The organism is Mesorhizobium sp. B3-1-8, assembly GCF_006439495.1.
Taxonomy (GTDB): Bacteria; Pseudomonadota; Alphaproteobacteria; order Rhizobiales; family Rhizobiaceae; genus Mesorhizobium.
In genome coordinates this window covers 1-15,340 of record NZ_VFTK01000027.1, presented here as the reverse complement: position 1 = coordinate 15,340, position 15,340 = coordinate 1, and the positions used below count along the sequence as shown (strand labels likewise).

Below are 15,340 nucleotides of genomic sequence, written 5' to 3'. Positions count from 1 at the left end.
AGCGTTTTTCATAAGGATTGCCAAGGCATGGAAGGGTTGATGAAGGGCAAGCGCGGGCTTGTCATGGGTGTCGCCAACGACCATTCGATTGCCTGGGGCATCGCCAAGAAGCTGTCGGAACACGGGGCCGAACTCGCTTTCACCTACCAGGGCGACGCCTTCGGCCGGCGGGTCAAGCCGCTCGCCGAGAAGGTAGGGGCCTCGCTGATTGTGCCTTGCGATGTCGAGGACAGCGCCTCGGTCACCGCGACCTTCGAGACCCTCGGCAAGGCCTGGGGCGGGCTGGACTTCGTGGTGCACGCCATCGGTTTTTCCGACAAGAACGAGCTGAAGGGCCTTTACGCCGACACCAGCCGCGACAATTTCGTGCGCACAATGGTGATCTCCTGCTATTCCTTCACCGAGATCGCCCGCAACGCCGCCGCGCTGATGGGCAATGGCGGCTCGATGATCACGCTCACCTATGCCGGCTCGGTCAGGGTGATGCCGAACTACAATGTCATGGGCGTCGCCAAGGCCGGGCTGGAGGCCAGCGTGCGCTACCTTGCCAACGACTACGGCCCACGCGGTATCAGGGTGAACGGCATCTCGGCGGGTCCGGTGCGGACGCTGGCCGGCTCCGGCGTGTCCGATGCCCGCCACATGTTCTCCTACCAGCAGCGCAACTCGCCTTTGCGGCGCACCGTGACCATCGACGAAGTCGGCGGCTCGGCGCTCTACCTGCTCTCCGACCTGTCGTCGGGCGTCACCGGTGAAATCCACTATGTCGATTCCGGCTATCACATCGTTTCGATGCCGGCACTGGAGGAACTGAAGCAGAACGACGGCACGCACGAATAGTTTGCAGTCGCGACAGTAGCGTTCCAGTAAAATTGGATGCATTGGCGGAAACTCATTTTAAGGAGATATCCGCTATAAGGTCCCCTAATCTAGGGACAATGCATGCCTGCAGTCAGCAATCCGAAACGGACTCCGCTGTTCCGGCTGATCACCATCGCCAGTTCGGGCATGGGCAGTTTCATCCTTGGACTATGGGGCCTGCGGTTCGGCTTCGGCGACGGCATGGCCGGCATGCCGGCCGAAACGATGGCCGGCGTCATCGCCGCGCTCTGCGCTTTGGCCGCCGGCGGTGCCGCGCTGTCGTTCTTCGCGGGCGTCGATGAATCGGCGGCCTATGTCTTCAAGGAAACCCATTTCGACAAGCTGACCGGCCTTTTGTCGCGCCAGGCCATGGTCGGCAAGATCGCCGAGGCCGCCTCCGGGACGATCCGAACCGGCGAGCCGGTGTTCCTCATCGACATCGATATCGACCGCTTCAAGCAGATCAATGACGCCATCGGCTACAGCCAGGGCGACGAACTGATCCGCGCCTTCACCAGCAGGCTGAAGAACAACATGCCGAAGAACGCGGTGATCGGGCGCCTCGGCGCCGGCGAATTCGGCGTGCTGCTGCCGGATCGCGACATCAGGGGTTCGATCGAGCGGCTCATCGAGAAGCTCATCAACGAGATGATGGAGCCCTATCAGCTGCAGAGCCATCTGCAGTCGGTCAGCCTGTCGGTCGGCATCGTGGCGATGCCGAAGGACGGCGTCGACCCAGTGCTCATCCTGCGCCGCTCGAACCTGGCGCTGCAGAACGCGCGCGCCAGCGGCGTCGGCAACTGGTCTGTCTTCCACGCCGACATGGGCCGGGTGGCGGACTACCGGCAGTGGATCGAGTCGGAGTTGAAGACCGCCTTCGACCGCGGCGACTTCAGCCTTCACTATCAGCCGCAGCTCAACCTGCCGAGCGGCCGCATCGTCGGCTATGAGGCGCTGATCCGTTGGAAGCATCCGGAGCGCGGCATGATCCCGCCGATGGAATTCATTCCGATCGCCGAGGAAACCGGCATGATCAATCCGATCGGCGAGTGGGTGCTGCGCAAGGCCTGCAGCGACGCCCGCTACCTGCCGGAGGACTGCTTCGTCGCCGTCAACATCTCGCCGGCCCAGTTCATGACCAGGGATTTCGTCGGCATCGTGCGGGAAGTGATGGAATCGACCGGCATCAAGCCGTCGCGGCTGGAGCTCGAGGTCACCGAGACGGCGATGATGCAGGACCGCGACCGCGCCGCGGCGATCCTAGAGCAGCTTGCCGAGATGGGCATCTCCGTGGCCGTCGACGATTTCGGAACGGGCTATTCCAATTTGAGCTACCTGATCGATTTCTCCTTCGGCAAGCTGAAGATCGACCGTTCGTTCGTCAGCCGCATCGACACCGACTCCAGCTCCGGCGCGATCGTTTCGACCATTGTCGGCCTGTCGCGGGCGCTGGGCGTCGGCATCATCGCCGAAGGCGTGGAGACCGAGAACCAGGCCACCCTGCTCCGAGCGGCCGGCTGCGAGGTCGTGCAGGGCTATCTGTTCGGCCGGCCGGCGCCGCTCAAGGTCGAGCTTGGCGAAGCGCGGCCCGCCTTCGGCACGCACGAACCCGCCCGCATCGTCAGCGTGCAATAAAGCACCTAGCTCTTTTCCTGACGCAATTCCGGACGGAAAACCGCTCCACACTTTCCCTGGAATTGCTTCAGCGGCGCGCCGAAAACACCTTGAACATCCCGTCGCGGGCAATCTCGGCATGGCTGGCAAAGGCCGCCGAAAGCACCTGCTCGTAAGGAAGCTGGCGGTTGGCGACCATGAACAGGCGCCCGCCCGGCCTCAAGGCTTTCGACGCGGCGCGGATCATGCCGGCGCCGATGCCGGATTCAGCCGCACGCCCACTGTGGAAGGGCGGGTTCATGACGATCGCGTCGTAGCGCCGCTCGACCGTCTCGGTGAGCAGATCGGTCCAGAAGAAACGGGGCTCGACCGCTGCCGCATGAACATTGAGCCTGGCAGCCTCCAGGGCCTCGAAGTCCGCCTCATAGAGATCCAGACCAAAGATGCCAGGCGAACGTTCTGTCACCTCGGCCGCCAAATAACCCCAGCCGGCGCAGAAATCGGCGACATTGCCCTTGAGATCGCCAGGCAGGTGCGCGGCCAGCAATTTCGATCCCGCATCGACACGGTCGAAAGAGAACATGCCAGGCGCGGTCTTGAAGCCGCCGTCAACGACAAGGTCGGGGTTGCCGGCGCGCAGGGTCGCGGCCGCCTCCGTACCGGTTCGCCTGAACCAGAAGGCGACGCCGTGGTGCTTCGGCAGATGGCCTTCCAGCGACGCCAGCGCGTTGATCCGCTTGCGCAGGCTGTCGATGCCGTCCTCCTTGCCACCCGCGACCGCGATCAGCCCGCCCGGCACGGTGCGTTCGATGGCGTCGGCGATGCGCAACTCATTTTGCCCACGATGACGGCCCGCAAGCACCAGCGCCAGCTCGAAGCCGGTACCCTCGGCGCGCGGCGTGACCGCATAGCCAGACGCCTGCAGCGTTCGAAAATGTGGCCGAAAGCCCTGCACGAGATGCAGCGCCGCCTCGAAGCCGGCGGGCAAGCGGAAGCCGGGCTCGGCGCCGAGAAACAGGACGCGGGCATCCTTTCGCGGCAGGGGCAGCGCTTCGGCCTCGAACGGGTAGAACAACGTCTTAAGCGGCTCCGCGGCCATTCACCTAGCTCCGTAGAACTTTTTGCTTGGACGCAATTCCGGACGGAGAACCGGTTCCCGCTTTTCCTGGAGTTGCCCCGAAACAAAACGGGCGCGACCTCGCGGCGCGCCCGTCTTGGATTATCCGGTAAAACCGATCAGGCGGCGTCTTCCTCGCCGTCCGACTTCTTCTTTTCCTGGACGATTTCCTTGCCGGTCGCCTGGTCGACAACCTTCATAGACAGGCGGACCTTGCCGCGCTCGTCGAAGCCCATCAGCTTGACCCAGACCTTGTCGCCTTCCTTGACGACGTCGGAGGTCTTGGCGACGCGCTCATTGGCGAGCTGCGAGATGTGGACGAGACCGTCGCGCGGGCCGAAGAAGTTGACGAACGCGCCGAAGTCGGCCGTCTTGACGACGGTGCCTTCGTAGATCTCGCCGACTTCCGGCTCGGCGACAATGGTGTGGATCCACTTCTTCGCCGCCTCGATCTCCTTGGCGTTCGCCGAGGCGATCTTGACCGTGCCGTCGTCCTCGATGTTGATCTTGGCGCCGGTCTTCTCGACGATCTCGCGGATCACCTTGCCGCCGGAGCCGATGACGTCGCGGATCTTGTCGGTCGGGATATGCATGACCTCGATGCGCGGCGCGAATTCGCCGAGCTCGGCGCGGGCGCCGGACAGCGCATGCGCCATCTCGCCGAGGATATGCAGGCGGCCATCCTTGGCCTGGGCCAGGGCGATGCCCATGATCTCCTCGGTGATGCCATCGATCTTGATGTCCATCTGCAGTGAGGTGACGCCATTGGCAGTGCCGGCGACCTTGAAGTCCATGTCGCCGAGGTGGTCCTCATCGCCGAGGATGTCGGAGAGCACCGCGAAGCGCTCGCCTTCCTTGATCAGGCCCATGGCGATGCCAGCGACCGGCTTTGCCAGCGGCACACCGGCATCCATCAGCGCCAGCGAGGTGCCGCAGACGGTCGCCATCGAGGACGAGCCGTTGGACTCGGTAATCTCCGAAACGACGCGCAGCGTGTAGGGGAACTGGTCCGCGCTCGGCAGCATCGGGCGGATGGCCCGCCAGGCGAGCTTGCCGTGGCCGATTTCGCGGCGGCCCGGCGAACCCATGCGGCCGGTCTCGCCGACGGAATAGGGCGGGAAGTTGTAGTGAAGGAGGAACTTCTCCTTGTACATGCCGGTCAGCGAATCGACATACTGCTCGTCCTCGCCGGTGCCCAGCGTGGCAACGACCAGCGCCTGGGTCTCGCCGCGCGTGAACAGCGCCGAACCATGGGTGCGCGCCAGGACGCCGACTTCGGAGACGATCTTGCGGACCGTCTTGAGATCACGGCCGTCAATGCGCGAGCCGGTGTCGAGGATGTTCCAGCGCACGACCTTGGCCTGAAGCTCCTTGAACACCGAGCCGATCTGCTCTGAGGTGTGTTTGGCCTCTTCGCCTTCGGCCGGCGCAAACGCGGCCTTGACCTTCGCCTTGACGGCGTCGACGGCGGCATAGCGCTTCTGCTTGTCGGTGATCTTGTAGGCTTCGCGAAGCTCGTCGCCGACGATCTTCAGCATCTCGGCTTCGAGTGCGGAATGATCCGGCGCGGTGAAGTCGCGCGGCTCCTTGGCGGCGACCTCGGCCAGCTTGATGATCGCGTCGATCACAGGCTGGAAGCCCTTGTGGCCGAACACGACGGCACCGAGCATCAGGTCCTCGGAGAGTTCCTTGGCCTCGGATTCGACCATAAGCACAGCGTCGCCGGTGCCGGCAACGACGAGGTCGAGCTTGGATTCCTGCATTTCGTCGATATGCGGGTTGAGCACATATTCGCCGTTGATGTAGCCGACGCGGGCGCCGCCGATCGGGCCCATGAAGGGCACACCGGAAAGGGTCAGCGCGGCGGAGGTGGCGACGATCGACAGGATGTCCGGATCGTTCTCGAGATCATGCTGGACGACGGTGACGACGATCTGGGTGTCGTTCTTGTAGCCGTCGGCGAAAAGCGGGCGGATCGGGCGGTCGATCAGACGGGAAACCAGCGTTTCCTTTTCGCTCGGACGGCCCTCACGCTTGAAGTAGCCGCCCGGGATCTTGCCGGCGGCATAGGTCTTTTCCTGGTAGTTGACGGTAAGCGGGAAGAAATCGAGGCCGGGCTTCGGCTCCTTCATCGAAACGACGGTGGCGAGAACGACCGTCTCGCCGTAGGTGGCGAGCACCGCGCCGTCAGCCTGGCGTGCGATCTTGCCGGTTTCCAGGATGAGCGGACGGCCGCCCCATTCGATTTCCACTTTGTGTTGATTGAACATGTCTTGTCCTTCATGTGCGGAAAGGGCCGCGCCGTCCTAACGGTCACGGGTTCTCCCTTTCCTGGCTTCCTTCGGGCAGCCACGGGCAAGACAACGGGAGGCTCGTAGGTTCGGCTCATAAGCCAAGCGAGCATCCTGCAATCCTGCCCCATGACCGTCCATGGGGCGGTTCCGAATGGCCCTCTGCGCGTCCGGAACCGTGTTTGGCCGACCGATCGGCCGGCTTGCGCATGACGCCGGAAACCGCTGTTTCCGGAACGCGCCCTGCGCGAATGCGAATTTCAAGAGCGCGTCGCGCTCCGGCATTATCGCACCGGATCGACCGATGCGCCAATGCGCGACCGGCGGGCCCTCCGAGGAGAGCCCGCCGGTCAATTCGTCAGCGACGGAGACCGAGCTTGTCGATCAGCGTCTGATAGCGCGCGTCATCCTTGCGCTTGAGGTAGTCAAGCAGGCTGCGGCGCTGGGAAACCAGAGCAAGCAGGCCACGGCGGGAATGGTTATCCTTCTTGTGGTCCTTGAAGTGCTCGGTCAGGTTCTTGATGCGCTCGGAAAGAATGGCAACCTGGACTTCCGGAGATCCGGTGTCGCCCTTGGTGGTTGCGAATTCGGTCATCAATTCCTTCTTGCGGTCGGCAGTAATCGACATCGTGCTTTTCCTTATCTGTTGGAGGAAACGGGACGCCCACAGCCGGGATGTCGTCCAGCAGGGGCCAGTGCAAGCGACGCGTCAGGGCGCGAAGCTGCGGCGCATATAGTGCAATTCCGGAAAAAACACCAGCCCAAATATCAAGCCGGCTTGTCGCAGGTCTTGCCATGAAAACAAAGGCTTCAGGCGGCTATAGCCACTTCTTCCATTTGAAGAAGAAGATCAGTCCGGCAGCGACAAGCGCCATGAACAGAATTGCCGCCGGATAACCGTAATAGGTTTTCAGCTCCGGCATGTTCCAGGGCGAGCTTTCCGGATCGAAATTCATTCCCCAAACGCCGACCAGGAAGGTCAGCGGCATGAAGATCACCGAGACGATCGTCAGATAGGAGATGACGTCGTTGGTGCGGGCCTGGGTCAGCGAGACATGCATCTCGATCAGGCCGGTGAGCATGTCGCGCTGGTTCTCGACCAGTTCGATCAGACGCAGCGAATGGTCGAGCGTGTCGTTGAAGAATATCTTGGTCTCCGCCTTCACGAAGGCCACGTCGTTGCGGATCAGCGTCGCCAGCGCATCGCGCATCGGCCACAGCACTCCTTTGAGCACGTTGGCGTCGCGCCTGAGTTCATGCAGCTGCTGCATCTGGTGCTTGTGCGGCTTGTTCAGCATCTCGTCCTCGATGCCGTCGACCGCCTCGCTCGCCGCCTCGATCGGCGGGAAATAGCTGTCGACGATGGCATCGATCAGCGCATAGGCCAGATAATCGGCGCCGCGCGAGCGCAGGCGGTTGGGCATCGCGCCCGCAATGCGCTTGCGCACCGGATCGAACGGGTCGGCCTCGCGCTCCTGGAAGGTGACGACGAAATTCCCGCCGAAGAACAGCGACATCTGCTCGTAACGATGCGAGGTGACATCGTCGATCATGCGCATGACGACGAAGGCATGATCCTCGAAGAAATCCACCTTGGGCCGCTGTCCGGTGTTGACGACATCTTCCAGCGCCAGCGGGTGCAAATTGAAGATGCGGCCGATCTCCTCGATCAGCGGGATATTGGCAAGTCCGGTGCAATCCAGCCAGACGACGGGCCATTTCTCGCAATGGGCGTTGAGATCGTCGATCGAGGCATTGTCGATGGTTTTGTATTTCTCGGGCGAGATCAGCGTCAGCCGAAGCTCGCTGCGTCGCGCCGCGGGATCGGCGATAAGCGTGCCGGGCGACGCCCCGACCGGTGGCCGTCGGGTTTTCAGCGATGCCCGCTTCTTGCCTGCATCAGCCTTGGCCATGAGATATCCTCGGGACTCAGCATTCGGCCGAGATTAGAGCAATTCCAGGAAAACTGCGCAGCGGTTTTCTGTCCGGAATTGCGTAAATAACAAACACTTAATGCATGTCGCCCAGAAGTGTGCAGCGGTTCTGGGACGACGACATGCAGCAAAACAAAGGCTTAAAGCGCGTCGCCTGAATCCGTTTCAGCGCGTCGCGCTTTAGACCGGATTCACCCGACAAAGACCCGCTTGGGCTTGAACATGCCCTGCTCGATGGCGCCGATGGCGACGAGCTTGCCGCGCGCTGTGGCGCAGGCCTCCTCGGCCTCGACCGGTGCGTCGCGGCCGCGAATGATGACGGGATTGCCGAGGCGGATCTTCGTCGCCGCATCGTCGCTGACCGCGACCTGCGGCAGGCAGTCGAGCGCCACCGCCGTTTCGACAAGCAGCGCATCGATGGCGCTGAAATCGATCGGGGCGTCCATTTCGTCCGATTTGTCGTCATTCTTTTCGCCAAAGCGGGCCGCTTCCAGCTCGGCGACCGTGACGAAATCATCCGGCGTGAACGGCTCGACCTCGACGCGGCGCAATTCGGCGATATGGCCGAAGCAGCCGAGGTCGCGGCCCATGTCGCGGGCCAGCGAGCGCACATAAGTGCCCTTGCCGCACTCGACTTCGAAGACGGTCTTGCCGGCATCATGCTCGACGATGTCGAGGCGGCCGATCTCGATTTCGCGCGCTGGTATGTCGACCGTCTCGCCTTCACGGGCAAGGTCATAGGCGCGTTCGCCGGCGATCTTGATGGCCGAGAATTGCGGCGGTGTCTGCATGATGACGCCGGTGTATTTCGGCAGCAGCGCCCTCACCTCCGCCTCGTCCGGCCGACGGTCGGAACTGTTGGTCACCGGGCCTTCGAGGTCGTCGGTCGAGCGCTCCTGCCCCCAAGCGACGGTGAAGCGATAGACCTTGGCGCCGTCCTGCACGTAAGGAACGGTCTTGGTCGCCTCGCCCAAGGCGATCGGCAGCATGCCGGAGGCCAGCGGATCGAGCGTGCCGGCATGGCCGGCCTTCTCGGCCTGGAACAGCCATTTGATCTTGGAGACCGCTTCGGTCGAACCCATGCCGACGGGCTTGTCCAACACCACCCAGCCGGAGACCGGCCGCCCCTTCTTCTTGCCGCGACGCGCCACCTATTCCTCGTCCTTATCGTTGTTCTTGCCGTCACCGAGATCGCGCGCGACTTCGGGCGACTTCAGCAGTTCATTGATCTTCGCGAAATTGTCGAAGGAGGTATCAAGCCTGAAACGAAACTCCGGCATGTACTTCATCTGCCTGAGCGCGCCGGAAACACGGCCGCGGATGAACTTGGCGTGCCTGTTGAGCGCCTCGATCACGGCGCCGTCGTCGCCGGCGCCAAGCAGCGAGACGAAGGCGGTGGCGATCTTGAGATCGGGCGACATGCGCACCTCGGAGACCGAGACGACGCTGTTCTCGATCACCGGATCGATGATTTCACCGCGCTGCAAGGTCTCGGAAAGGGCATGGCGCACCTGCTCGCCGACGCGCAGCATGCGCTGGGAGGGGCCTGACGGTGTCGAACGGGGCATTTTTCTCTGGTCCTGAAATCGTGAGGCGCGGGATGGGACCGCGCCACATGTCTCAACATGCATAAGGGGTCTGGGCGGCAGCCTTTCGGCCGCCGCCCGTTATTATTCGGCAAGTATACCTGAATTAGAGCGTTCTGGTTACCATCTCGATGCGGAAGCACTCGATGACGTCGCCGACACGCATGTCCTCGTAGTTCTGGAAGGCCATGCCGCACTCCTGGCCGCCCGGCACTTCCGAAACCTCGTCCTTGAAGCGCTTCAGCGTCTTCAGCGTGCCTTCGTGGATAACGACGTTGTCGCGGATCAGGCGAACACCCGCGCCACGCTCGACCTTGCCTTCGGTGACACGGCAGCCGGCGATCTTGCCGACCTTGGAGATGTCGAAGATCTCGAGGATCTCGGCATTGCCGATGAAGGTCTCGCGCCGCTCCGGCGAAAGCATACCGGAAAGCGCTGCCTTCACGTCATCGACGAGGTTGTAGATGATCGAGTAGTAGCGGATCTCGATGCCGGCCGCGACCGCGGCCGCACGCGCCTGCGCATTGGCGCGGACATTGAAGCCGATGATCGCCGCTCCGGACGTCTCGGCGAGCGAGACGTCGCTTTCGGTGATGCCGCCGGCACCGGCATGGACGATGCGCGCGCGCACCTCGTCATTGCCGAGCTTTTCAAGTGCGGCATTGATCGCCTCGATCGAGCCCTGCACGTCGCCCTTGATGACCAGCGGGAATTCCTTCAATCCACTCGTCTGCAGCTGCGACATCATCTGCTCGAGCGAGCCGCGCTGGCCGGCATGCCTGGCCACCGCCTTGTCGCGCGCCAGGCGCTGGCGGTATTCGGTGATCTCACGGGCGCGCGCCTCGTTGTTGACGACGGCGAAGCGGTCGCCCGCCTGCGGCGTGCCCTGGAGGCCAAGCACCTCGACCGGCATTGCCGGCGGCGCTTCCGGAACGTGCTCGCCGCGATCGTTGACGAGCGCGCGCACACGGCCCCACTCGTTGCCGGCGACGATGATGTCGCCCGGCATCAGCGTGCCGGTCTGCACCAGCACGGTGGCGACAGGCCCGCGTCCCTTGTCCAGCTGCGCCTCGATGACCGCGCCTTCGGCGGTGCGGTCAGGATTGGCCTTGAGGTCGAGCACTTCGGCCTGCAGCAGGATCGCTTCCAGCAGCTTGTCGAGATTGGTGCCCTTGGTCGCCGAAACCTCGACGTCCAACACCTCACCGCCCATCGATTCCACGAACACTTCGTGGCGCAGCAGTTCGGTCCGCACCTTCTGCGGGTCGGCGTCATGCTTGTCGATCTTGTTGATCGCCACGATGATCGGCACGCCGGCCGCCTTGGCGTGATTGATCGATTCGATCGTCTGCGGCATCACGCTGTCGTCGGCCGCCACCACCAGCACGGCGATGTCGGTGACCTGCGCGCCGCGGGCGCGCATCGCTGTAAAGGCGGCGTGGCCGGGCGTGTCGATGAAGGTGATCTTCTGACCGTTCTTCTCGATCTGGTAGGCACCGATATGCTGAGTGATGCCGCCGGCCTCGCCGGAGACGACATTGGCGTTGCGGATGGCGTCGAGCAGCGAGGTCTTGCCGTGGTCGACATGGCCCATGATGGTCACGACCGGCGGACGCGACACCAGGTCTTCCGGGCGGTCGGCGATGTTGAACAGGCCTTCCTCGATGTCGGACTCGGCAACGCGGCGGACCGTGTGGCCGAATTCGGAGGCGACCAGCTCGGCCGTGTCGGCGTCGATGACGTCGCCCGGCTTGAGGATCTGGCCCTGCTTCATGAAGAACTTGACCACGTCCACGGCGCGCTCGGACATGCGCTGCGCCAATTCCTGGATGGTAATGGTTTCGGGCAGGATCACTTCGCGCATGACTTTCTCGCGCGGCTCGTTATGCATCGCGCGTTTGAATTTTTCCTGGCGGCGACGCATCGACGACAGCGAGCGGGCGCGCGCGTCGTCATCCGACAGCGCCGAGTTCAGCGTCAGCTTGCCACGGCGGCGATCTTCCTCGCCCTTTGTCGGCTTGGCCGGCCGCGCCACTTCCGGCGTCGCAAGACGGCGCGGCGGCGCACTCGCCCCGGCGCCGGCGCCGGTACGCCTCGGCTTGGCCTCTTCCTCGTCGTCAGCCGTGGCGACATCCGCCGCCAGCGGCGCGCGGCGGCGAGCCTCTTCCTCGGCGCGCCGGCGGGCCTCGGCCTCAGTTTGCAGGCGTGCTTCCTCCTCGGCCTGACGGCGCGCGGATTCGTCACGCTCGCGCTTGCGGCGTTCTTCTTCCTCGGTGCGGCGCTTGGCATCTTCCTGAGCGCGCTGACGATCCTCGGCCTCGCGGACCTTGGAACCTTCCAGCGCCTTGCGACGCGCTTCCATCTCGCCGCGCGAGAGTTCGTTCAGAACCATGCCGGAACGCTCCGGCGGCGGAGGCGGCGCCTTCGGTGCTTCCTGCACGACAGGGGCGACGGCAACAGGGGCAGGGGCGGGCTTCGGCGTGAAGACGGACGCAGCCACCGGCTCCGGCTTGTCGCCGGGCAGCGAGAACTTGCGCTTCTTGGTCTCGACCACGACCGACTTGGTGCGGCCATGCGAGAAATTCTGGCGCACGGTGCCCTGCTCGAGGCCGGGGCGCTTCAGCGTCAAGGTCTTCTTCGGCGTAACGCTCAACGTCTTGTCGTCGCCCGATTTCGTATCGTTCATTCCATATCCTCTGCGGCATCATCTTCGTCAGCAACGGCCGCAAGCATTGCCAGATCGTTCGGGGTACCGCCCCGATATCGGTCGAGCGCAACAACGCGCTTCTCAACCGCCTGTCCCGCGTCCTGCGCGAGGACGGCAGCATGTATCACATTTGTACCCCCCAATGCCAAGCTCAACTCGGCTTCAGGGAAAAGTTTGTAGGCAAGGATGGCCGGGCCGCCGAGATGGACGGTTGCCCGCCGTGCCTGACTGATCTTGCGGACACCGTCGTCCGAAGCCTCGGTCGCATGCAGCACTAGAAGCGCTTGGCCGTCGCGCACCGCACCCTCGACCTTGGCGGTGCCAAGAACGACAGCGCCAGCCTTGCGGGCAAGGCCAAGCATACCCAGAGCGGATCTGGAGAGCAGCCCGTCAACCATGCCGCCAAGATCGGTCGGCACGGTCACCTGCGCCTTGAAGGCGCGGGCAAACAGGTTCTTCGCCGCTGCCTTCTCGATATGTAGGCGGTCAGCGCTCACCCAACAACCACGGCCGGGCAGGTTTCTCTTGATATCCGGAACGACGGCCGAATCCGGGCCGACGACGAAACGGATCAGTTCATCCGGTTCGGCCTGCCTGCGCGTAACGATGCAAGTGCGATCGTTCATCTCGTCCTGGGGCGGGTTGTGTGCGATGCGGGTTCACCTCACGCACCAACGGCTTCGTCAGCCGCGACTTGTTCGGCTGCAAGCTCGTCTTCGGTGATCCAGCCGGCCTGCTTGCGGGCGGCGAGCACCATCTGCTCGGCATCGGCGCGCGAGACACCGTGGCTGGCAAGCACGCCCGGATAGACCTTGGTCTCGCCGTCCTTGCGCTCTTTCCAGCCGGTCAGATCGTCGGCGGCATAGCCGGCGAAGTCCTCGATCGTCTTCACGCCGTCCTCGCCGAGCGTCACCATCATGGCGGTGGTAACGCCGGGGATCTCGCGCAGCTCGTCCTGGACGCCCAGCGCCTTGCGCTTTTCGTCGTGCTCGGCCTCGATCTTTTCCAGATATTCGCGGGCGCGGGTCTGGATTTCCGAAGCGGTGTCCTCGTCGAAGCCGTCGATCGAGGCGATTTCGCCCGAGTCGACATAAGCGACTTCCTCGACGCTGGTGAAACCTTCGGAGGCGAGCACCTGGCCGACCATCTCGTCGACGTCGAGAGCTTCCATGAAGAGTGCGGAACGCTCGACGAATTCCTTCTGGCGACGCTCGCTCTCTTCCTGCTCGGTCAGGATGTCGATATCCCAGCCGGTCAGCTGCGAGGCAAGCCGCACGTTCTGGCCGCGACGGCCGATGGCCAGCGACAATTGATCGTCCGGCACCACCACCTCGATGCGCTCGGCATCCTCGTCGAGCACCACCTTGGCGACCTCGGCCGGCTGCAGCGCGTTGACGATGAAGGACGCGGCCGATGGCGACCACGGAATGATGTCGATCTTCTCGCCCTGCAATTCGCCGACCACCGCCTGGACGCGGCTGCCGCGCATACCGACGCAGGCGCCGACCGGATCGATCGAGCTGTCGCGCGAGATGACGGCGATCTTGGCGCGCGAGCCTGGATCGCGGGCGACCGACTTGATCTCGATGATGCCGTCGTAGATTTCCGGCACTTCCATGGTGAAGAGCTTGGCCATGAACTGCGGATGCGTGCGCGACAGGAAGATCTGCGGCCCGCGCTGCTCGCGGCGCACGTCATAGACATAGGCGCGCACGCGGTCGCCATACTTGTAGTTCTCGCGCGGGATCAGCTCGTCGCGGCGGATGATCGCCTCGCCCCGGCCGAGATCGACGATGACATTGCCGTACTCGACGCGCTTGACGGTGCCGTTGACGATCTCGCCGATGCGATCCTTGTATTCGTCATACTGGCGATCGCGCTCGGCCTCACGCACCTTCTGCACGATGACCTGCTTGGCCGACTGGGCGGCGATGCGGCCGAAATCCATCGGCGGCAGCTGCTCGGCGATGAAGTCGCCGACCTGGGCATCGGGATTGCGCTCGCGGGCCGTGGAAAGCGCGATCTGCGTCGCGTAGTCCTCGACCGCCTCGACCACCTCCATCAGCCGCTGCAGCTTCATCTCGCCGGTGTTCGGGTTGATGTCGGCGCGGATGTTGGTCTCCTGGCCGTAACGAGAGCGCGCCGCCTTCTGGATCGCATCGGCCATGGCGGCGATGACGATCTGCTTGTCGATCGACTTTTCACGCGCGACCGCATCGGCGATCTGCAGCAGTTCAAGCCTGTTGGCGCTTACAACCATTGTCTTTCTCCCGATTTCGCGCCGGGCATGCAGCCCGGCTACTCAATCAACTTTCCTGTTCGGTTTCATTTTCCTCGCCGGCGGCGGCGTCTTCCGCCTCGCCGCGGCGCTTCCTGGCTTCCTTGCGTGCTCGGTTGTCCTTCGACAGGGCATCGCGGATGAGATCGTCGGTCAGCACCAGCCGGGCCTCTGCGATCGCGTCGTAAGGCACGCGCACCGTCGGCTCTTCGCCATAGGCCGCCTTGTCGCGCTCGATCAGGATGCCGTCGGCATCCGCCTCGGCGATCTTGCCCTTGAAGCGCTTGCGATCGCTGACAAGAACCGATGTCTCCAGCTTGACCAGATGTCCGGTCCAGGCGGTGAAATCCGATTTGCGCACCAGCGGCCGGTCGATGCCTGGCGACGAAACTTCGAGATGATACGCTTTTTCGATCGGATCATCGACATCGAGCGCCGGCGACACGGCGCGGCTCACCTCTTCGCAACCCTCGACGGTCATCGTGCCGTCTTCGCGTTCGGCCATGATCTGCAGCGTCAGTCCGTTCTGGCCGGTCAGTTGCACCCGCACGAGCCGGAAGCCGATGGCCTTGAGCACCGGCTGCACGATCAGCGCAATGCGCGCATCGATGCCGCTTTCGCGGATGATACGGTCGTCGGCCTCGCTTGCCGCTGCAGTCATCAGATCCCTGTCGCTTTTCACTTCCGGCCGGCAGGTAATAAAAAAGAGCGGGACCGGGTGGACCCACTCTTCGTCATACCGACCAAGAATTTGAGGTTGATATAGACGATCCCGAATTGTGTTTCAAGCCTGCAGGCAAAGGCTGGCGGCGGTGTCTACAACTGGCGCGGCCATCGCTGGGCCGCATGCATCACGGTGAGTATCTCGATCTCGCCGCCGACCACGCGGTAGGGAATTATATATGGCATGTCAGCCAGGACCAGCTCTCGTGTCCCTTTCACCCGCCCGACC

The 15,340-nt window shown here is 63.5% G+C and carries 13 protein-coding genes; 2 read left to right on the top strand and 11 right to left on the bottom strand.

The features are described 5' to 3' along the window. Positions 1-27: 27 nt before the first annotated feature. A complete protein-coding gene (gene fabI / locus FJ424_RS23170) occupies positions 28-840 on the top strand; it encodes an enoyl-ACP reductase FabI (RefSeq protein WP_140656246.1) in 813 nt (270 codons plus the stop codon). 102 nt (positions 841-942) lie between these two features. Then, positions 943-2,496, top strand: a complete 1,554-nt coding sequence (locus tag FJ424_RS23165) for a bifunctional diguanylate cyclase/phosphodiesterase (protein ID WP_140656243.1) — start codon at positions 943-945, stop codon at positions 2,494-2,496. A gap of 67 nt (positions 2,497-2,563) precedes the next feature. Here FJ424_RS23165 and FJ424_RS23160 read toward each other — a convergent pair whose 3' ends face one another. The 11 genes from FJ424_RS23160 to FJ424_RS34135 form a co-directional block, all read right to left on the bottom strand. Further along, complete coding sequence (locus FJ424_RS23160; protein ID WP_140656241.1) at positions 2,564-3,574, bottom strand: class I SAM-dependent methyltransferase; 1,011 nt, start codon at positions 3,572-3,574, stop codon at positions 2,564-2,566. Between the two features lie 137 nt (positions 3,575-3,711). Then, positions 3,712-5,862, bottom strand: a complete 2,151-nt coding sequence (pnp, locus tag FJ424_RS23155; RefSeq protein ID WP_140645332.1) for a polyribonucleotide nucleotidyltransferase — start codon at positions 5,860-5,862, stop codon at positions 3,712-3,714. Between the two features lie 379 nt (positions 5,863-6,241). Further along, positions 6,242-6,553, bottom strand: a complete 312-nt coding sequence (gene rpsO, locus FJ424_RS23150) for a 30S ribosomal protein S15 (protein WP_281405321.1) — start codon at positions 6,551-6,553, stop codon at positions 6,242-6,244. A 148-nt stretch (positions 6,554-6,701) separates the two neighbouring features. Next, on the bottom strand, positions 6,702-7,796 hold the full coding sequence (gene corA, locus FJ424_RS23145; protein ID WP_140656238.1) for a magnesium/cobalt transporter CorA: 1,095 nt from the start codon (positions 7,794-7,796) through the stop codon (positions 6,702-6,704). Between the two features lie 212 nt (positions 7,797-8,008). Continuing rightward, positions 8,009-8,968, bottom strand: a complete 960-nt coding sequence (gene truB, locus FJ424_RS23140; RefSeq protein WP_140656235.1) for a tRNA pseudouridine(55) synthase TruB — start codon at positions 8,966-8,968, stop codon at positions 8,009-8,011. After that, on the bottom strand, positions 8,969-9,385 hold the full coding sequence (gene rbfA, locus FJ424_RS23135; protein WP_140656233.1) for a 30S ribosome-binding factor RbfA: 417 nt from the start codon (positions 9,383-9,385) through the stop codon (positions 8,969-8,971). A gap of 124 nt (positions 9,386-9,509) precedes the next feature. Continuing rightward, positions 9,510-12,089, bottom strand: a complete 2,580-nt coding sequence (gene infB, locus FJ424_RS23130; RefSeq protein WP_140645337.1) for a translation initiation factor IF-2 — start codon at positions 12,087-12,089, stop codon at positions 9,510-9,512. Continuing rightward, positions 12,086-12,736 carry an RNA-binding protein gene (locus FJ424_RS23125; RefSeq protein WP_140656230.1) on the bottom strand — a complete coding sequence of 217 codons (651 nt, stop codon included), beginning with the start codon at positions 12,734-12,736 and terminating at the stop codon, positions 12,086-12,088. Before FJ424_RS23125 ends, infB begins: the two co-directional genes overlap by 4 nt. Before the next feature lie 38 nt (positions 12,737-12,774). Further along, entirely contained in the window at positions 12,775-14,370 is a 1,596-nt protein-coding gene (gene nusA, locus FJ424_RS23120) for a transcription termination factor NusA (protein WP_140645339.1), read from the bottom strand. 46 nt (positions 14,371-14,416) lie between these two features. Then, on the bottom strand, positions 14,417-15,049 hold the full coding sequence (rimP, locus tag FJ424_RS23115) for a ribosome maturation factor RimP (RefSeq protein WP_140656227.1): 633 nt from the start codon (positions 15,047-15,049) through the stop codon (positions 14,417-14,419). A 155-nt stretch (positions 15,050-15,204) separates the two neighbouring features. Beyond that, positions 15,205-15,340 (bottom strand): type II toxin-antitoxin system RelE/ParE family toxin (locus tag FJ424_RS34135; RefSeq protein WP_140786378.1); only part of this gene is annotated, 136 nt, incomplete at its 5' end.